Origin of the sequence: Paenirhodobacter sp. (genome assembly GCF_050177655.1) — a bacterium.
Classification (GTDB): Bacteria; Pseudomonadota; Alphaproteobacteria; order Rhodobacterales; family Rhodobacteraceae; genus Rhodobacter.
In genome coordinates this window covers 1-18,394 of sequence record NZ_JBFXGV010000002.1, presented here as the reverse complement: position 1 = coordinate 18,394, position 18,394 = coordinate 1, and the positions used below count along the sequence as shown (strand labels likewise).

Annotated in this window: 18 protein-coding genes and 1 pseudogene; 12 read left to right on the top strand and 7 right to left on the bottom strand. The window is 66.1% G+C overall.

Going from position 1 to position 18,394, the window contains the following annotated elements; genetic code table 11:
• Window positions 1-78 precede the first annotated feature (78 nt).
• The 3 genes from kdsA to AB7U46_RS01165 are packed head-to-tail and all read right to left on the bottom strand — an operon-like array spanning window position 79 to window position 3,418.
• On the bottom strand, window positions 79-912 hold the full coding sequence (gene kdsA, locus AB7U46_RS01175) for a 3-deoxy-8-phosphooctulonate synthase (RefSeq protein ID WP_428335096.1): 834 nt from the start codon (window positions 910-912) through the stop codon (window positions 79-81).
• 12 nt (window positions 913-924) lie between these two features.
• Entirely contained in the window at window positions 925-2,781 is a 1,857-nt protein-coding gene (locus AB7U46_RS01170) for a capsule biosynthesis protein (RefSeq protein ID WP_428335095.1), read from the bottom strand.
• Window positions 2,765-3,418: an ABC transporter ATP-binding protein gene (locus tag AB7U46_RS01165; protein ID WP_428335094.1), complete on the bottom strand. Its 654-nt coding sequence runs from the start codon at window positions 3,416-3,418 to the stop codon at window positions 2,765-2,767. Before AB7U46_RS01165 ends, AB7U46_RS01170 begins: the two co-directional genes overlap by 17 nt.
• Before the next feature lie 165 nt (window positions 3,419-3,583).
• On the opposite strand from AB7U46_RS01165, the gene AB7U46_RS01160 reads away from it, so the two are divergent.
• Together AB7U46_RS01160 and AB7U46_RS01155 are read left to right on the top strand one after the other, a co-directional pair.
• Complete coding sequence (locus tag AB7U46_RS01160; protein WP_428335263.1) at window positions 3,584-4,168, top strand: uracil-DNA glycosylase family protein; 585 nt, start codon at window positions 3,584-3,586, stop codon at window positions 4,166-4,168.
• Complete coding sequence (locus AB7U46_RS01155) at window positions 4,165-4,962, top strand: SseB family protein (RefSeq protein ID WP_428335093.1); 798 nt, start codon at window positions 4,165-4,167, stop codon at window positions 4,960-4,962. The genes AB7U46_RS01160 and AB7U46_RS01155 overlap by 4 nt, the downstream gene beginning before the upstream one ends.
• A 144-nt stretch (window positions 4,963-5,106) precedes the next feature.
• Here the strand turns inward: AB7U46_RS01155 and AB7U46_RS01150 are convergent, their stop codons facing one another.
• Window positions 5,107-5,520: a DUF1489 family protein gene (locus AB7U46_RS01150; protein ID WP_428335092.1), complete on the bottom strand. Its 414-nt coding sequence runs from the start codon at window positions 5,518-5,520 to the stop codon at window positions 5,107-5,109.
• A gap of 205 nt (window positions 5,521-5,725) precedes the next feature.
• Between AB7U46_RS01150 and AB7U46_RS01145 the strand changes: the two genes are divergently transcribed.
• On the top strand, window positions 5,726-7,990 hold the full coding sequence (locus AB7U46_RS01145; RefSeq protein ID WP_428335091.1) for an adenosylcobalamin-dependent ribonucleoside-diphosphate reductase: 2,265 nt from the start codon (window positions 5,726-5,728) through the stop codon (window positions 7,988-7,990).
• Between the two features lie 408 nt (window positions 7,991-8,398).
• Here the strand turns inward: AB7U46_RS01145 and AB7U46_RS01140 are convergent.
• Window positions 8,399-8,928, bottom strand: a pseudogene (locus AB7U46_RS01140) (IS5/IS1182 family transposase); the annotation flags it as partial.
• A gap of 48 nt (window positions 8,929-8,976) precedes the next feature.
• Window positions 8,977-9,621 (bottom strand): TetR/AcrR family transcriptional regulator, encoded by a 645-nt coding sequence (locus AB7U46_RS01135; protein WP_428335090.1) that lies wholly within the window; start codon window positions 9,619-9,621, stop codon window positions 8,977-8,979.
• A 298-nt stretch (window positions 9,622-9,919) separates the two neighbouring features.
• Between AB7U46_RS01135 and AB7U46_RS01130 the strand changes: the two genes are divergently transcribed.
• From AB7U46_RS01130 to AB7U46_RS01090, 9 genes are all read left to right on the top strand, one after another.
• A complete protein-coding gene (locus tag AB7U46_RS01130) occupies window positions 9,920-10,789 on the top strand; it encodes an ABC transporter ATP-binding protein (protein WP_428335089.1) in 870 nt (289 codons plus the stop codon).
• 14 nt (window positions 10,790-10,803) lie between these two features.
• The gene (locus AB7U46_RS01125; RefSeq protein WP_428335088.1) at window positions 10,804-12,078 is read left to right on the top strand and encodes an ABC transporter substrate-binding protein; all 1,275 of its coding nucleotides are present in this window, start codon (window positions 10,804-10,806) and stop codon (window positions 12,076-12,078) included.
• On the top strand, window positions 12,075-12,896 hold the full coding sequence (locus tag AB7U46_RS01120; RefSeq protein WP_428335087.1) for an ABC transporter permease: 822 nt from the start codon (window positions 12,075-12,077) through the stop codon (window positions 12,894-12,896). Before AB7U46_RS01125 ends, AB7U46_RS01120 begins: the two co-directional genes overlap by 4 nt.
• A 35-nt stretch (window positions 12,897-12,931) precedes the next feature.
• Complete coding sequence (locus AB7U46_RS01115) at window positions 12,932-13,495, top strand: OsmC family protein (RefSeq protein WP_428335086.1); 564 nt, start codon at window positions 12,932-12,934, stop codon at window positions 13,493-13,495.
• 88 nt (window positions 13,496-13,583) lie between these two features.
• On the top strand, window positions 13,584-14,693 hold the full coding sequence (locus AB7U46_RS01110) for an acyl-CoA dehydrogenase family protein (RefSeq protein WP_428335085.1): 1,110 nt from the start codon (window positions 13,584-13,586) through the stop codon (window positions 14,691-14,693).
• Between the two features lie 111 nt (window positions 14,694-14,804).
• A complete protein-coding gene (locus AB7U46_RS01105) occupies window positions 14,805-15,662 on the top strand; it encodes a sulfurtransferase (protein WP_428335084.1) in 858 nt (285 codons plus the stop codon).
• 36 nt (window positions 15,663-15,698) lie between these two features.
• Entirely contained in the window at window positions 15,699-16,151 is a 453-nt protein-coding gene (cynS, locus tag AB7U46_RS01100; protein ID WP_428335083.1) for a cyanase, read from the top strand.
• A gap of 61 nt (window positions 16,152-16,212) precedes the next feature.
• Window positions 16,213-17,460 (top strand): NAD(P)/FAD-dependent oxidoreductase, encoded by a 1,248-nt coding sequence (locus AB7U46_RS01095; RefSeq protein ID WP_428335082.1) that lies wholly within the window; start codon window positions 16,213-16,215, stop codon window positions 17,458-17,460.
• Window positions 17,457-17,780 (top strand): 2Fe-2S iron-sulfur cluster-binding protein, encoded by a 324-nt coding sequence (locus AB7U46_RS01090; RefSeq protein ID WP_428335081.1) that lies wholly within the window; start codon window positions 17,457-17,459, stop codon window positions 17,778-17,780. Before AB7U46_RS01095 ends, AB7U46_RS01090 begins: the two co-directional genes overlap by 4 nt.
• A 261-nt stretch (window positions 17,781-18,041) precedes the next feature.
• On the opposite strand, the gene AB7U46_RS01085 is transcribed toward AB7U46_RS01090, so the two are convergent.
• Window positions 18,042-18,394, bottom strand: a 353-nt coding sequence (locus AB7U46_RS01085) for a CHAT domain-containing protein (RefSeq protein ID WP_428335080.1), incomplete at its 5' end; no start/stop codon positions are given.

Sequence of the window (18,394 nt, the reverse complement as noted above, 5' to 3'; positions counted from 1 at the left end):
CTTTGGAAGGGGTTTCCAAAGTGCGGAAATATCCCGGGGGAGTCCGCAGGACGGGGGCAGCGCCCCCCGCGCGCGGGGTCAGAGGCGGATCGGATCGGCCTTCGCCAGCCGGTCGAACTCCATCAGCGAGGCGATGAGTTTCGGCATCGCCTCGAGGCGGATCATGTTCGGCCCGTCGGAGGGGGCGTTGTCCGGGTCTTCATGCGTCTCGATGAAGACGCCCGCGATGCCGAGGCTGACGGCGGCGCGCGCCATCACCGGCGCCATCTCGCGCTGACCGCCCGAGGCGCCGCCAAGGCCGCCCGGCTGCTGCACCGAATGGGTGGCGTCCATGATCACCGGGTAGCCCGTCTTCATCATCGTCGGCAGCCCGCGCATGTCGGCGACGAGCGTGTTGTAGCCGAACGAGCTGCCGCGCTCGGTCAGCAGGATCTTCTCGTTGCCGGTCGAGGCGACCTTGTCGGCGACATTCGGCATGTCCCAGGGGGCGAGGAACTGCCCCTTCTTGATGTTGACGACGCAGCCGGTCTCGCCCGCGGCGAGCAAGAGGTCGGTCTGCCGGCAGAGGAACGCCGGGATCTGGATCACGTCGACGACGGCGCCCGCGGCACGCGCCTGTTCGATGTCGTGCACATCGGTCAGAACCGGGCAGCCGAGGCGCGCGCGCACCTCCTCGAGCATGCGCAGCCCCGCCTCCATGCCGACGCCGCGCCGCCCCTTCAGGCTGGTGCGGTTCGCCTTGTCATAGCTCGCCTTGAAGACATATTGCGCCCCGGCATCGGCGCAGGCCTTCACCATCGCCTCCCCGATCATCAGCGCATGATCGAGGGTCTCGAGCTGGCACGGCCCCGCGATCACGGTCAGCGCACGGTCGTTGGAGACGGTCAGACCGCCGATGTTCACGTCTTTCATGATGTCCTCCGGTCAGCTCGAAACCTGTTCGCGCAGGATCGACGCGGTCAGCGAGAGCATCAGATAGATACCCGAAAAGATCAGGAAGGCCAGCAGCGTATCCTCGAAGGCGCGCGGATAGGTCGGCTCGTCCGGCGCGATCGGGCGCACGCCCATTTCAAGATAGCGCACCTGCTTGTTCGCCTCGATCCGGGCGGTTTCCATCTGCTGCGCGGCAGCGGCGAGCAGCGTCTGGCGCGTTTCCAGCTCGGCCTCGGCGATGCGCAGCTGACCGGTGACCGCGGCGAGCGATTCGCTCTGCCCGGTCTTTTCGGTGAGCTGCTTGCGCAGATCGGCGATCAGCTGTTCGAGCCGCGCGATGTCCCCCTTCACACCCGCGACGCGGGCGGCGTTGGGGCGGTCGTTGTCGAGCAGCTGGCCAAGCTCCAGCCGCTTCTTTTGCAGCTCGGTCTCGAAGCCGGTGACCTGGGTCATCACCGCGTTGCTTTCGCTCACCGGGTCGAGGATGCCGACCTTCTCCTGCAGCCCGAGCACCTTGGCCTGGGCGGCGAAGACCTTCGCCTCGGCGTCCTCGTAGCTGTCGCGCGCGCCCTTCATCTGGTCGCCGCGCAGCCGCGAGGTGAGCTGGTCGACCTGTTCTTCGGCATAGGAGATCAGCGCCTCGGAAAAGCGCTTCGATTCCTCGGGGTTGGGGGCGGAAACCTCCAGCCGCACGATGCCCTCCGACGGGTCGTAGCCGATCTTCACGTTGCGCTTGTAGATCTTGTAGGCCGCCTCGTTCGAGGCATCCGGCGCCAGCCGCTGCAGCGGGTCGATGTCGGGCTCCGAGAACACCTTCTTGAAGCCCTGGTCCTGATCGAGCCGCATCATCGCATCGCGCGACTGCAGGTAACTCTGCACCGTCACCGAATCCTGGTTGGTGGCGAGCTGGGTGCCGGAGAACAGGCTGCCAAGGCCCGAGGCCCCCGCCATCCCCTCCGCCTTCTGGATCACGAAGGCCGATTTCGTCGCATACATCGGCGTCGCGAGGGCGAAATAGTAGAACCCCGCGAGCAGCGTCGGCAGGAACACGAAAAAGGCGAGCCGCGCGGCGAGCAGCGCGAGCTTGCGCCGGCGCCGTTTCGCGATGTCGCGCTGGATCTTGATGATCTCCCGCGCGCGCTGCCCCTCGTCGAGGGGGGCGGGCGGCGGCGCTTTGCCCTCCTTCATCGTCTGCGGCAGCTGCACCCTGGTGTCGGCGCCGGCGCCGTCGATCTTGGCGAGCGCCTTGGTCGTGGCCGAACCGCTGGTCGCGGGCAGCTGCGCGTCGGTCTCCGGCGCGGCGGGGCTCGCGTGTTCGAGCGCCATCAGCGCGCCGCGGTCGAAGGGGTCGATGCCGCGCCGGCGCAGGATGCGCACCGCCTCGAAATCGGAGGTCGCCTCGATCCCGTGTTTCTGCGCCATCCGCCGCGCGAGGCGGAGCTGGCGCCCGGTGAGCCCCTCGGCGCGGATCGCGGCGATCTCCTCTTCCGAGGTCAGCTCGGCCGGGGCGAGCACCTCGCCCTGCGTCCCGCCCTTGCCGGCGAAGATCTCCGGGTCGAACCCGTCCTCATGCGGTTCGAAAAGCGCGGCGGGATCGTCCGCGGCCGCGGGTTGCGAGGGCGGGGTCTGCGGGGGCGCCGCGGCCTCGGTCGCAGCGGCGGCCGCGGGCTCCGGTTCGGCGCGGCCCTCCGCGCGGGCGAGGCGATGCGCCTCGAGATCGTCGATCGTCGCGCTGCCGGGCGGCAGCGGCGCGAGCGGTTCCGGCGCGACCACGGATCCCGACGCCTCGGCCAGCATCTGGCTCGCACGGCGGATGCGGTATTTCATGGCCTTAGGATGAGTAGTCATACAGCCGCTTCGCTTCTTCAAGGGTGTCGAACATGTAGAGCTGCCCGTCGCGCAGCACGGCGGCCGAGCGGGCGAATTTTTCCAGCGTCGAGGGCTGGTGCGAGACGATCACCACCGTCGCCTCCTTCAGCCGGTCGCGCAGGATCGCGCCGGCCTTGCGGTTGAACTCGACGTCGGTGGTCGAGGGCATGCCCTCGTCGATCAGATAGATGTCGAATTCCAGCGCCAGCATCAACGCGAAGGTGAAGCGCGAGCGCATCCCCGAGCTGTAGGTGCCGACCGGCATGTCGAAATATTCGTGGATATTGCACAGCCAGCGGCAGAAGGCCTCGACGTAATCGGGGTCGAGCCCGTAGAGCCGGGCGATGAAGCGCGAATTTTCCCGCGCGGTGTGCTTGCTCACCACCCCGCCCATGAAGCCGAGCGGGAAGGAGACGCGGCAGGTCTTGCGGATCTCGCCCTCGTCGGGTTTCTCGAGCCCGGCCATCATGTTGATGATCGTGGTCTTGCCGGTGCCGTTCGGCGCGAGGATGCCGAGCGAATTGCCCAGTTCGACGCGGAAGCTGGCACGGTCGAGGATGACCTTGCGCTGCTTGCCCGTCCAGAAGGACTTGCTGACATTCTCGAATTCGAGCATCGCTTCGGCCTGCCGTCCGCCTCTTGCCCCGGTCTGTCGAAGATGACCGGATATCGTTAACAAAACCGCCTACACGGGCATTCGGGCGACATTATGTCCGAACTCTTGATCGAGATACAATCCGTCCCAAATTGTAGCGTCTCACGAAACTATGAGGAAGCCGTGATCGCCGCCCCCGCCCTGGTTGCCCGGATCGAGGCCTGCCGCCTTTGCGCCGGGCGTTTCGCCGCGACGGCGAGCGGCCATATGCCGCGCCCGGTGGTCTGGTTCCGGCCCGGGGCGCGGGTGCTGATCGTGGGGCAGGCGCCGGGCGCGCGGGTGCATGCCTCGGGCCGGCCCTTCACCGATGCCTCGGGCGACCGGCTGCGCGACTGGATGGGGATCGGGCCGGAGACCTTCTACGATCGCGACCGGGTGGCGATCGTGCCGATGGCCTTCTGCTTTCCGGGCTATGACGCGAAGGGGGCGGATCTGCCGCCGCCGCCGCTTTGCGCCGCGACCTGGCGCGCGGAGGTGATGGCGGCGCTTGGCCCGATGGATCTGACGCTGCTCGTCGGCGGCGCGGCGCAGCGCTGGCATCTCGGCACGCGCAACGTCACCGCGGCGGTGGCGGACTGGCGCGCGCAGGCACCGCGCGTGTTTCCCTTGCCTCATCCGTCCTGGCGCAATACGGCATGGCTGAGAAAAAATCCGTGGTTCGCCGCCGAGCTGCTGCCGGCGTTGCGGGCGCGGGTGAAGGAGCTGCTATGACCCCCTATGACCGCGCCCATGCCGCGATGGAAGCCGATCCGGAAAACGAGGCCGCACGCCTCGCCGTCTACGACCGGCTCGCCGATGCGGAGCTGTTCCTCCTGCTCGAGAGCGAGCCGGAGGACGAGGACATCACGCCGCAGCTCTTCGAGACGGAGGAGGGCGATTTCGTCCTCGCCTTCGACCTCGAGGAGCGGCTGGCGGAATTCGTGGGCGAGCCTGCGCCCTATGCGGCGCTGCCCGGGCGGGTGATCGCGCAGCATCTGGCGGGGGAGGGGGTCGGTCTCGGCATCAACCTCGGCGTCGCCGACTCGGCGATGCTGCTGCCGCCCGAGGCGCTCGAATGGCTGAGCCACACGCTGACCCACGCGCCCCAGCCCGCCGCGGCGCGGCCGGTGGCCTTCGATGCGCCCGGGCTCTCGCCGGCGATCCTCGGGCTCCTGCTGCCGGCCTTCGAGGCGAAATTCGATCAGCTCGCGGGGCTCGCCTCCCACGCGCTCCTCGGCGGCGTGACCTATGAGGACGGTCGGCGCGGCCATGTGCTCGCGGTGATCGGCGCGCCCGAGGCGGCGCAGCCCGGCATCGCCAAGGCGATGGGCGAGGCGCTGACCTTTTCGGGCCTCGAGGCGGGGGAGCTCGACGTGACCTTCCTCGGTGAGGACGATCCGGCGGCGCAGGTGCTGCTCGAAAAGGCGCTGGTGCTGCACCTGCCCGAACGCGAGGAAGAAGAGGTGCAGGAGCTGAAGCCGACGATGCCGGGGATGGACCCGTCAAAACCGCCGATCCTGCGGTGAACGCGCAGGGGGCCTTCCGCCCCCTCTGGCCTGCGGCCATTCACCCCCGAAGGTATTTGGGGCAAGATGAAGCCCGGGGCCTATTCTGCTTTCATCTTGCCGGAAATACCTCGGGGGTCCGGGGGCGGCGCCCCCGGCCTTGCCTCAGCGCAGCCCGATCTCGGCCAGTGCCGCCTGCAGCTCGCGCGGCAGGACATCTTCGCGCGCGCGGTCGGTGCGCAGATCGGCGGGGGCATCCTCGGGGGCGAGGTAGCGCCAGCCCTGGAACGGGCGGCGCGGCATCGCCTCGGTACGCACCACGTCGCGGTCGAGCACGATCGCGCAGCGCGGGATGCCGTCGGCGCCCATCACCTCGTCGAGCGCGCGGATCCGCTGGCGCGCGAGCACCACGCCCTTGAACACCCAGTAGAGCGAGCCGCCGGCGAGGATCTCCTCGCCGCGTTTCGGGGTCATGCGGGTGATGTGCATCGCCGGGCCGTCGCCATAGCGCGCCCTTTGCCAGTCGATCAGATCCTCGACCTTCTCGGCGCCCACGCAGAGTTTCAGCATATGAATCATCGCAGCCCCCTATCGCCCCAGATCTAGGCCGCCGGGGGCGCCACGGCAACCGGGGGATCGGCGGGCATTCGGTCTGGCCTCCCGCCGGCATACGCGGTATGGTGGGTATCCGCCCCGGTCGCACCAGATGTTCCGGGGCTTTGCCGTTTTCGACGGATTCACCCCGACCCGCCCAGACGCAGCACTCAGAAGAACCGAGGAAAAGATGACCCGTTTTGCCGCCCCGATCGCCGAACAGATCTGGGACATGAAATATCGGCTGAAAGAGGCGGATGGCACGCCGGTCGATGTCACGGTGGAGGACAGCTGGCGCCGCGTCGCGCGCGACCTCGCCTCGGTCGAGGCGGATCCGGCGCAATGGGAGGAGCGCTTCTTCCACGCGCTCGAGGATTTCAAATTCCTGCCGGCGGGGCGCATCCTTGCGGGCGCCGGCACCGGGCGTTCGGTCACGCTTTTCAACTGCTTCGTCATGGGCACGATCCCGGATTCGATGGGCGGGATCTTCGACATGCTGAAGGAGGCCGCGCTGACGATGCAGCAGGGCGGCGGCATCGGCTACGATTTCTCGACGATCCGGCCGCGCGGCGCCGAGGTGAAGGGCGTCGCCGCCGATGCCTCCGGCCCGCTCAGCTTCATGGATGTCTGGGACGCGATGTGCCGCACGATCATGTCGGCGGGCTCGCGCCGCGGCGCGATGATGGCGACGATGCGCTGCGACCACCCCGACATCGAGAGCTTCATCACCGCCAAGCAGGACTCGGCCCGGCTGCGGATGTTCAACCTCTCCGTGCTGGTCACCGATCCCTTCATGGCGGCGGTGAAGGCGGACGGGCCCTGGGAGCTGAAATTCGACGGCAAGGTCTATCACACCGTCAACGCGCGCGATCTGTGGAACAAGATCATGCGCGCGACCTATGATTTCGCGGAACCCGGCGTGATCTTCATCGACCGCATCAACGCGATGAACAATCTCAACTATATCGAGACGATCGCGGCGACGAACCCCTGTGGCGAGCAGCCCTTGCCGCCCTATGGCGCCTGTCTGCTCGGCTCGATCAACCTCGCGCGGCTGGTCGAGCGGCCCTTCGAGCCGCAGGCGATGATGAATTTCGACAAGCTCGACACGCTCGTGCGCACCGCGGTGCGGATGATGGACAATGTCGTCGACGCCTCGCGCTTTCCGCTGCCGCAGCAGGCGGAGGAGGCCCGCAACAAGCGCCGCATCGGCCTGGGCGTCACCGGGCTTGCCGACGCGCTTTTGATGCTCGGCCTGCGCTATGGTTCGGACGAGGCCGCGGCGGCGACCGAGCTCTGGATGAAGGCGATCGCGCGGGCGAGCTATCTCGCCTCGGTCGATCTCGCGCAGGAGAAGGGGGCGTTTCCGCTGTTCGACGCGGAGCGCTACCTCGCCTCGGGCAATATGATGCAGATGGATGACGACGTGCGCGACGCGATCCGCGCCCACGGCATCCGCAACGCGCTGCTCACCTCGATCGCGCCGACCGGCACCATCTCGCTTTACGCGGGCAATGTGAGCTCGGGGATCGAGCCGGTCTTCGCCTATGCCTATACCCGCAAGGTGCTGCAGAAGGACGGTAGCCGGACCGAGGAAGAGGTCGTCGATTACGCGGTGCAGATGTGGCGCGACAAGAAGGGCGACGCGCCGCTGCCCGACTATTTCGTCAATGCCCAGACGCTGGCGCCGCTCGACCATGTGCGGATGCAGGCGGCGGCGCAGAAATGGATCGACTCGAGTATTTCGAAGACGATCAACTGCCCCGAGGACATCGCCTTCGAGGCCTTCAAGGAGGTCTACATGGAGGCCTTCGAGACCGGCTGCAAGGGCTGCACCACCTACCGGCCGAACGACGTGACCGGATCGGTGCTGAGCGTGTCCGAGACCTCGGAAAAGACGCCCGAGGCCGACACGGGCGCCGAGGTCGTCTATCTGACCGAGCCGCTCGACCGCCCCGCCGCGCTCGAGGGGCAGACCTACAAGCTGAAATGGCCGGGCTCGGAACACGCGATCTACATCACGGTGAACGACATCGTGCAGGGCGGGCACCGGCGGCCCTTCGAGGTCTTCATCAACTCGAAGAACATGGAGCATTACGCCTGGACCGTGGCGCTGACGCGGATGATCTCGGCGGTGTTCCGGCGTGGCGGCGACGTCAGCTTTGTCGTCGAGGAACTGAAGGCGGTGTTCGACCCGCGCGGCGGCGCCTGGATGGCGGGGCAATACATCCCCTCGATCCTCGCCGCGATCGGCGGCGTGATCGAGCGCCACCTGATCGCGATCGGCTTCATCGCGGGCGAGGGGATGGGGCTGAAGAGCGACCCGAAGGCCGAGGTGATGGCGGTCGGCGAAGCCCCCCGCGGCCCGGCCTGCCCGAGCTGCGGTTCCTATGCGATGCGCAAGGTCGAGGGCTGCATGACCTGCGCCGACTGCGGCCATTCGAAATGCGGCTGAGCGTGTCGCGCCGCATGATTGTGGCGTGTCACATGACATGACCTGAACGTTCCAAAAGGTCATTTTGCCGAATGAAGCGATCAAGCAGCCTCGGGGCGATGCCCCGAGGCTTTTGTGTATATGTCTGAAGCAGAGGCCGCGGGGCGGTCTTACCTTTCTGCGGGGTCCTTACGGGCGACGTGCGCAGGCGGCTTTCGCCGATGGGTTCTTCGCCCGTGAAGGTCGAAACTGGCCCGTAGCAAACTTCCGTTGTCCTCGTCGGCTCTGCTGCACGGCATCATCGAAGCGGTCGTTCCGGACCCGGCGCAGCATGCTGCTTTGGCTCCGATGTCAGCTGCGCGGGGCGAAGCGGGCGTGCGCTGCAATCATCCTGACGGCGGCTTTTAACTTCGTGTCTAGGGGCAGGATTCAAAACCGACAAATGACGAGAGCCGCGAATGCGATGGCCGTGAGGAACACCTTCGGGCAGCGGCCATGACGAGGCGCCACGCGCCTCCCGTCTTGAGCCCGCTGAACATGATCTCGATGCGGTCGCGCCGCTTGTATCTGCGCTTGTCGCATTTGACCGGTGTCTTGCCCTGAAACGATTCTCCGAGCCAGTCAGCGTCATGGCCGTGATCCCCTGGCGGCCATTTGACGTTTGGCAGGCCGCGCGGCGGGGCCTGTGCGCTTCACCCGTCCGGCGGTAACGAACAGGTCGATCGCTCGCCGCCGGCTGTCGCAGATGGCGTGCAGCTTGGTGTTCGTGCCGCCTTTGGTTCGACCGATCAGACGACCACGCCCCCATTTTGGGCCGCCATGCCGGTCGCCGTTCGATGGGCCTTGAGCTGTCTCGTGTCGATCGTCACCGCTTTCTTTTCGCCGTGTTCCGCCGCCCGCCCGGCCATCATTCGTGCGAAGATGCCCTTTGCGCTCCGAGGCTTCCCATGACCCCAGACGATGGACAGCAGATGGGCTGATCGGAATGCAAGGCGCCGCGCGCGCGTTCAGCCTTTCCGGCTTGGCGGAGCCCCCAGACTATCGAGATAAAGCGCGGCCAATGTCTGCGCATTGCGCGCGAAACTCGGGTCGCGGCTGTGCTGGGCTGCGACGATGGCGCCGTCGATCAGCACCGCAAAGCTGCGTGCGACCTCGGAAATGTCGCGCGCCTGCAATTCGATCGCCTGTGCCTTGAGCCAGGTGATCAGGTGCTCCTTATGGAGTGCGGCCGCGCGGCGCACCGCGTCGTTTCCGGTGTCGAACTCGGCCACCGCATTGATGAACGGGCAGCCGTAGAACCCGGGATCGGCGAACCAGTCCTGTAGCACGTCAAAAACGGCGAGCAGCCTGTCGCGCGCCGACCCCTCGACCTGCGCAAGCCGACCGAAGAACCACTCGCGCCAGGTCTCGCCCTCGGCCTGGAGCACCGCGGCGATCAGCTCTTCCTTCGAGGCGAAATGATTATAGAGCGTCGCCTTGGCGGTTTCGGCTCGCGCAAGGATGGTGTCGATCCCGGTCGCGGCGAAGCCGTGATTGCAAAACAGATAGGACGCCGCGCGCATCAGCCGCTCGCGCGCGGTTTTCGACGGTCGCGCGGCAAAGCTCCAGCTGAGGGCGGCGTTGGGGCAGATATTTTGCACACCGTCTTCCATGAAATCACCTTAACGCATGGGAGAGATTTGTAACAACTCTGGGTTTTGATGGCATAGAGCGCCGAATAAAGCAAGACAGATTGGTCCAATTTTCCGCGGATGAACGCGGCCTGAGAATCGAAGTTTTTCGCATTTCTTGGCAAGGCTTAGACCAAATGCGGTCAGTCTACCCCTTTTTTCGCTTATTTTTCTCTCAGTTTTGGAAATTGAGCGCCGAAACGGTCGGTTCGATTGACGGCCTCCCTCACGGTGCGGTGAATAGACAGATCTGTTCGTTCATCCCCGGAGAGGAGATCCGATGGCCATGACGCTGACCCTGTCTGACAATGCTGCGCAAGGCGCTCAAGACGCCCCGCGCCGCCGCCCTGTTCCGGTCGGGGCGCATGTCGCGATCAAGGGGCTGAGCCATGCCTATCGTCGCCATGACGGCAAGGTGCTCGACGGGATCGACTTTGAGATCAAGGCCGGTGAGGTCGTGGCGCTGCTGGGGCGCTCGGGCTGCGGCAAGTCCACGCTTTTGCACATGCTCTCGGGGCTGACGCATCCGTCCGAGGGCGAGGTCGTCATCAACGGCAACACGATCCGCGAGCCCTCGCCGAAATGGGTGATGATGTTTCAGGCGCCCTCGCTGTTTCCCTGGATGACGGTGGCGCAGAATGCGGCGCTCGGGCTGAAATTCACCCGTCGCACCGATCAGATCGCGCGTCGCATCCCCGAGATCCTCGATCTCGTCGATCTTGGCGCTTTCGCGACCCGCAATGCGCAGGAGCTTTCGGGTGGGCAGCAGCAGCGCGTGGCGCTGGCCCGCTCGCTCGCGCCCGAACCCGAGATGCTGCTGCTGGACGAGCCGTTCTCGGCGCTCGACGCCTTTACCCGGCGCAACCTGCAACGCGACGTGCGCCAGATCGCCCGCGATCTCGGGCTGACGCTGGTGCTGGTGACCCATGACGTCGGCGAGGCGGTCCGCATGGCCGACCGGGTCATCGTGCTCAAGGCCAATCCGGGCCGGGTTTTCGAGAACACCGCGATCACGCTTTCGGAAGAGCAGCGCAGCGGCGGTTCCGACGAATTCCAGGCCGAGCACAGCCGCCTGATGGCCATCTACGCCCAGGCCGCGGACGCGCCGGGTGAGAGTGCCGAAACGACCAATGACTTCACTCAGATCTGAAGGAGACGGGACCGATGACCAAGAAAACTTGCTCTCACAACCACCCGCACGACCTGCACGCCGCCTGCTGCGGTGGCGAGGAGGGGTTTGATCCGGGCCGCCGTCAGACGCTCGATCTGCTGGCCAGGGGCGGGCTCGCGGCGATGCTGGGCGGTTTGGCCGCCGGCCTGCCGCAGATGGCGCGCGCGCAATCCGACGAGGTTCTGCGCATCGGCTATCTGCCGATCACCGACGCGACGCCGCTCCTGGTGGCCCATGCCAAGGGCTATTTCGAGGAAGAGGGCATCAAGGCCGAGAAACCGACGCTGATCCGGTCCTGGCCGGCGCTGATCGAAGGCTTCGTCGCGGGCAAGTTCAACCTCGTGCACTTCCTCAAGCCGATCCCGGTCTGGATGCGCTACAACAACAAGGTGCCGGTCAAGATCATGGCCTGGGCACATACCAACGGCTCGGCGCTGGTGGTGGGCAAACATACCGACGTGACCGATTTCGCGGGGCTGGGCGGCAAGCAGGTCGCGGTGCCGTTCTGGTATTCGATGCACAATATCGTGCTGCAATACGCGCTGCGCGCCAATGGCATCAAGCCGGTGATCAAGGCGCAGGGCGAGGCGCTGGCGCCGGACGAGTGCAACCTGCAAGTGCTGCCGCCGCCGGACATGCCCCCCGCGCTCGCGGCGCGCAAGATCGACGCCTATATCGTGGCCGAACCGTTCAACGCGCTGGGGGAGCTGAAGGCCGGCGCGCGGATGCTGCGTTTCACCGGCGACATCTGGAAGAACCACCCCTGCTGCGTCCTGTGCATGCACGAGGAGGACACCACCGCCAAGCCCGAATGGACGCAAGGGGTGATGAACGCACTGGTGCGCGCCTCGGTCTATGCCAGCCAGAACAAGGCCGAGGTGGCGGAGCTACTGTCCAAGGATGGTGCGGGCTACCTGCCGGCACCGGCCCCGGTCGTGACCCGCGCGATGACGCTTTATGCCGATCACAAGGAATATATCGACGAGGGGGCGATCAAGAACGAGGCCGAGTTCCACAACGGCCGGATCGACTTCCAGCCCTGGCCTTACCCTTCGGCGACCAAGCTGATCGTCAAGGCGATGAACGAAACGGTCGTGGCGGGCGAGACCACCTTCCTCGACGGGCTCGATCCGGAATTCGTGGCCACTGACCTCGTCAATTACGACTACGTAAAAGCCGCGCTCGAGAAATACCCCGAGTGGAAGGCCGACCCGTCCGTCGCGGGCAGCGCCGATCCCTACGCCCGCGAGGAGATCTTCAAGCTATGAGCGACGCGGTCCAGCTCCCCTCGACGATCCTGCGTATCCCGCGCCTCGGCTCGCTGCGCAGCCTGATCAACGCGTTGATCGGGACCGCTGCCCTTCTGGGGCTGTGGTGGCTCGGCGGGTTCGTCGTCGAGAACGATCCCGACCTTTACGCCTTCGCCGATTTCGCCCCCGCGCCGACGCTCGAGCGGCTGTGGGAGATGATCGCCTCGGGCGAGGTGCTCACCATGTCGGGGCCGTCGCTGCAACGGGTGGGACTGGGCCTGCTGTTCGCCGCGGGTTTCGGGGTGCCGGTCGGCATCCTGATCGGCCGGGCGCCGAGGATCCACGAGGTCACCAACGTGCCCTTCCAGTTCCTGCGGATGATCTCGCCGCTGAGCTGGATGCCGATCGCGGTCATGGCGTTCGAGACCTGGGACGGGGCGATCGTGTTCCTGATCGCGATGGCCGCGCTCTGGCCGATCCTGTTCTCGACCGCGGCCGGCGTGCGCCGGATCGACCCGGCCTGGCTCAAGGTGGCGCGCAATCTCGGCGCAAGCCCGTTGCACTTGCTGGGTACGGTGATCCTGCCCGCCATTGCGGTCGACGTGATGCAGGGGATCCGGCTCGCCCTCGGGGTGGCCTGGGTCGTCCTCGTGCCCGCCGAATATCTCGGCGTCACCTCGGGCCTCGGTTTCGCGATCAACGATGCGCGCGACACGCTCGACTATTCCCGGCTGGCGGCGACGGTCGTGGTGATCGGGGTGATCGGTTTCGCCCTCGACGCCGCCATTGGCCAGCTCGTCAAAAAGTTCAACTGGGTCCGCGCCGCCGCGCATTGACCTGCCATTCACAGACAGCAACAGGAGGTATTCCCATGTCTGAACCCGCCACCGCTCTCACCGGCTGCCTTGCCCCCACCGCCGAGACCTCGTGCCTCGCGCCGATCTCGAAGGAAGGTCTCGAAGACCTGATCGCCAAGGGCAAGGCCGATCCGAAAGCCGTCAAGACGCTCAAGTGCAAGACCGTCGCCGAGGGCCGCTTCCGTCACGCGAACTACATCCGCAATCTCGAGCCCTACATCGTCGACGAACCGCCGGGGCTCTTGGGCGACGATACCGCGCCGAACCCGTCCGAAGCCTCGCTGGCGGCACTCGGTTCCTGCGTCGCGGTCGGCCTGCATGCCAACGCCATCGCCCGCGGCATCACGATCAGGAAGCTCGAGCTCGAGCTGGAAGGTGACCTGAACATCACCGCCGTCTGGGGCACCGGCGATGTGTCGGAAAAGCCCGTGGGTTTCACCGATGTGCGCATCAAGGTCGATATGGAAGCCGATTGCCCGCAAGAAGAGATCGACGCGCTGATCACCCATGTCTCGCAGTGGTCGCCGGTGTTCAACACCTTCGCGCGCCCGGTGAACATGGTCGTGGAATCCGTCTGAGCCGGGTCGGCCGAATGCGCTGACCCAGATGCCGCGCCCTCTTCGGGCGGGCGCGGCCCTCTCCTCCCTGAGCAAAGGACCCGAACCGATGAACGTTGCAGCCCCCATTACCGCCTATGATCCGGCAGAGGTCGAGCGCATCTCGGCCGAGATGCTGGCGCCGCTCGCGCGCAAGATCGACGACGAGCGGATCTACCCCGAAGAGATCGTGCGCGCCTATGGCAAGGCCGGCGCCTATGGCACCCATGTCGGTGGCAAGGACAGCGATGTCGACCTGACGACCGCGGTGCTGGCGATGGCGCGCGCATCGGAGGAGTGCCTCTCCACCGGTTTCTGCCTCTGGGCGCAGGATACGCTGGCCTGGTATATCGCGAGCTCCGACAACGACCATCTCAAGACCGAGCTTCTGCCCCAGGTCGCGCGCGGTGAGGCGCTGGGCGGCACCGGCATGTCGAACCCGATGAAGGCGCTTGGCGAGATCGAGCCGATGCGCCTGAAAGGCGCGCGCGTCGCGGGCGGCTACAAGGTCAAGGGGCTGCTGCCCTGGGTCTCGAACCTGCCCGAGGACGGCTATTTCGGCACCATCTTTCACGTCGAGGTCGAAGGCCAGGACAAGCCCAAGCGGGTGATGGCGATCATCCATGCCGGCTGGGAGGGCATCAGGCTCAAGCTCGACCACGAATTCGTCGCGATGGGCGGCACTGCGACCTGCAATGTGCAGTTCCGCGATGTCTTCGTCTCCGACGACTGGGTGCTGGCCGACCCCGCAGAGCCCTTCGTGAAACGGATGCGTCCGGGCTTTACCCTGCTGCAATGCGGGATGGCCGCCGGGATCATCAAGAACTGCATCGACCTGATCCGGCAGGTGGAAACCCCGCTGGGCCATGTGAACAAATACCTGCCCGTTCAGGCGAGCGATCTCGAGGCCGAATATGACGCCTTGCTCGCCGATGTCGTCGAGATGTGCGCCACGCCCTATGACGAGAGCGACGCGTTCTACCTTCGCGTGCTCAAGGCCCGGCTCGCGGGCGGGGAATTGGCGATGAAGGCGGCGCATTGGGCGCAGCTTCATCAGGGCGCGCGCGGCTATGTCACCCATGGCGCGGCGCAGCGCCGTCTGCGCGAGGCCTATTTCGTCGGCATCGTGACGCCCGCGACCAAACATCTTCGCATGCTGATTGATCAGCTCGGAGGCTGAGCCTGACGGGCGCGGCGCGGGAAGAGTTCCGCGCGCCGCGCCGCCCCGCGACTTTCACGAGATCCAACAAGGCGCCGTTCCCGTGACGGCGTGATCAGGGAGTATTGTCCAATGGAAACGAAACTTATTACCGCCGCCGAGCTGCACGCGCTCAACGATGCCGGGCTGGCTGTCGTGATCGACACGCGCGATCCCGACAGCTTTGCCGCAGGCCATGTCGCAGGCGCGGTGAACATGCACGACATCTTCACCTTCCTCGCTACCTCGGATGCCGCGGGCATGGCCGCGCTTCAGGAGAAATTCGCCGCCGAGTTCGCAGCCGCCGGTCTCGATGGCGAGAAGACGGCCGTCATCTACGAGGCTTCGATGAATACCGGCTTCGGCCAGTCCTGCCGCGGCTTCTTCCTGCTGTCCTTCCTCGGCTATCCCAAGGTGAAAGTGCTGCATGGCGGCTTTGCCGCCTGGGCCGCCGAGGGCCTTCCGGTCTCGACCGCGCCAGTCGCGCCCACGCCTGGCGGGTTCGAGCTCGACCCCGCCGCCGCTGCGATCATGATGGATGTGGCCGACATGAAGGCCGCGATCGACGACCCCGAGGCGGTGATCCTCGACGTGCGCGACATCGACGAATGGATCGGCGAAAGCTCCTCGCCCTATGGCAAGGATTTCTGCCCGCGCAAGGGCCGCATCCCCGGTGCGGTCTGGATCGAGTGGTATCGCATGATGAAACCCGGCGCCCATGGCCCCGAGATGAAATCGAGCGCCGAGGTGCTGGCCGAATGCGCGACCGTGGGCATCACCCGCGACACCCCGGTCAAGATCTATTGCTTCAAGGGCGCGCGCGCCTCGAACACCTTCCTCGCGCTCAAAGAGGCCGGTGTGAAGGATGTCGCGATCTATTTCGGCTCGTGGAACGAATGGTCGCGCGATCCGTCCCTGCCGATCGAGGAAGGGCTGCCCTACGGCGCCTGATCCAGCAACCCCATCATCTGACAAGGAGAATTCAAGATGACCACCCGTGCCGAACTCACCGAGAAGATCGTCGCACACAAGACGTTCAACGACATCAAATGGGCCGATGTGGCCGCGGCCGTCGGCCAGTCCAAGGAATGGACCACCGCGGCGCTGATGGGCCAGATCTCGCTGTCGAAGGAGCAGGCCTATGCCGCGGGCAACGCGCTGGGGCTGAACTTCTCGGATGAGGAAGTTGCGCTTCTGATGACCGTGCCCTATCGCGGCTCGCTGCCGACCGCGGTGCCGACCGATCCGCTGATCTATCGCCTCTACGAGGTGGTGAACGTCTACGGCACCACGATGAAGGCGCTGATCGAGGAAGAATTCGGCGACGGCATCATGTCGGCGATCGACTTCACCATGGACATCACCCGCAAGGCCGATCCCAAGGGCGACCGCGTGCAGATCGTGCTCGACGGCAAGTTCCTCGGCTACAAGATGTATTGACCGGCAAGGGGGCGGGCCTTTGCTGCCCGCCCCGATCGCCCCTGAAAAGGCATAATCCTCCATGAAACCGATCGTCATCGTCGGCGCGGGGCAGGCAGGCCTCGCCCTTGCCGCAAAGCTGCGCGCCCTTGGCTGCGAGACGCCGATCAAGCTGATCGGGGCCGAGCCCGCGCCGCCCTATCAGCGCCCGCCGCTGTCGAAGAAATACATGCTTGGAGAGCTGGAGCGCGAGCGGCTCCATCTGCGCCCGGAAAGCTTCTACGCGGAGAATGCGATCGAGCTGGTCACCGGCACCTGCGTCGCAGCCGTCGAGGCCGCCGAAAAGATCGTCGTGCTGGACAACGGCACCCGCATCCCCGCGTCGCATATCGCGCTTTGCACCGGCGCCGATCCGATCCGGCTGCCGAAGGCGATCGGCGGTGATCTGGCGGGCGTCCATACGATGCGCAACCTCGCCGATGCCGATGCGATGGCTGACGAATTCCGCCCCGGCGCGCGCGTGCTGATCGTCGGTGGCGGCTATATCGGGCTCGAGGCGGCGGCGGTCGCCGCGGCGAAGGGGCTCAGGGTGACGCTGGTCGAGATGGCGCCACGCCTGCTGGCCCGCGTCGCCTGCGTCGAGACGGCCGCCTGGTTCAAGGCTTTGCACGAAAGCCATGGCGTCGATATTCGCGAGGGCGGTGGCCTGTCGGAACTGAAGGGCCAGGACGGGCGCGTCACACGTGCACATCTGTCGGATGGCACCGATATCGACGTTGATTTCGTCATCGTGGGGATCGGCGTGCGGCCGGGCGTGGCGCTTGCCGAAACGGCCGGTCTTGCCATCGAAAACGGCATCAGGACCGATGCGTTCGGCGCGACCTCCGCGCCCGGGATCTGGGCTGCGGGCGATTGCGCCTCCTTCCCGCACAAAGGGTGTCGGATACGTCTGGAATCGGTGCCCAATGCGATCGACCAGGCCGAGGCGGTCGCGGCCGCGATGCTGGGCCAGGGCGCGCCCTATGTTGCAAAACCGTGGTTCTGGTCGGACCAATATGACGTGAAACTTCAGATTGCGGGGCTCAATACGGGCCATGACCGGGTGATCACGCGCGCGGGCGACAAACCCGGTACGGTTTCGCATTGGTATTTCGCGGGCGCGCGGCTGCTCGCGGTCGATGCGATGAACGACCCGCGCGCCTATATGACCGCAAAGCGCTGGATCGAGGCCGGCCAGTCGCCCGACGCAGCGGCGCTGGCCGATCCCGCCACCCCGCTGAAATCCGTGCCGCTTGCGGCCCCCCAACCCGAACTCGCAGAGGCTCCATGATCACCGTGACCTTCGAGGGCGCCGACGGCACCCGCATGACCACTCAGGCCCGACCGGGCACGACCCTGATGGAAGCCGCCCGCGCGGCCTCGGTGCCCGGCATCCTGGCCGAATGCGGCGGGGCTTGTTCGTGCTCGACCTGCCATGTCTATGTGGCACCCGACTTTTTCGATCTGTTGGAGCCTGCGGGCGAAATGGAACTGGACCTTCTGGACTTCGCCTGGGAACCCGATCCGGCGCGTTCGCGCCTGTCCTGCCAGGTCGTGCTGAGCGAGGCGCTCGACGGGCTCGTGGCACGTGTTCCGGAGCGGCAGGGTTAGATAGAGCGCAGCCTGTTCGGCGGCCGCCGTTCGTGTCGAGCGCAGCGAAGGCCGGCGGTCCGCCCCTCACGGTCAAGACCGCCCGATCAACGCCCCGGCCCCGCCGCGCATGTCCGCGGGAAGTCGATCTTGACGCCGAAGGGAAGAGAACCCGCAATATGACGTGGGGAATTCGCCAGGCGAAGACCGGCATAACATTCTGAACCTAAGTGGTTATTTGCACGAAGGCGGGGGTGGGGCGACCTCCGTGCAAATTGCCGTTCAGGGCGCGCCGAACAGCATCAGCCCCGCCCAATAGCCCGGCTTTGCATGGTCCCCCCCCGCTGCAATCATCTTGCGTTGCGCCTCGCTCAGCGCCGCCGCATTGCCCGCCCCCTCCATGCGCTTGGCATAGAAAGTCTCGGCCAGTTCGCGGGTCGCCTCGTCATCCACCTGCCAGAGCGTCGCGATCACCGCCCGCGCGCCCGCGAGCACGAAAGCATGCGAGAGCGTGCGGTATTCGAGCCCATCCGCCCCGAACCCGCTTTCGCAGGCCGACAGGAACACAAGCTCGGTCTCTGGCATCGCAATCGACATGATCTGCGCCAGATCCATATGACGGTTGCCCGCCAGGA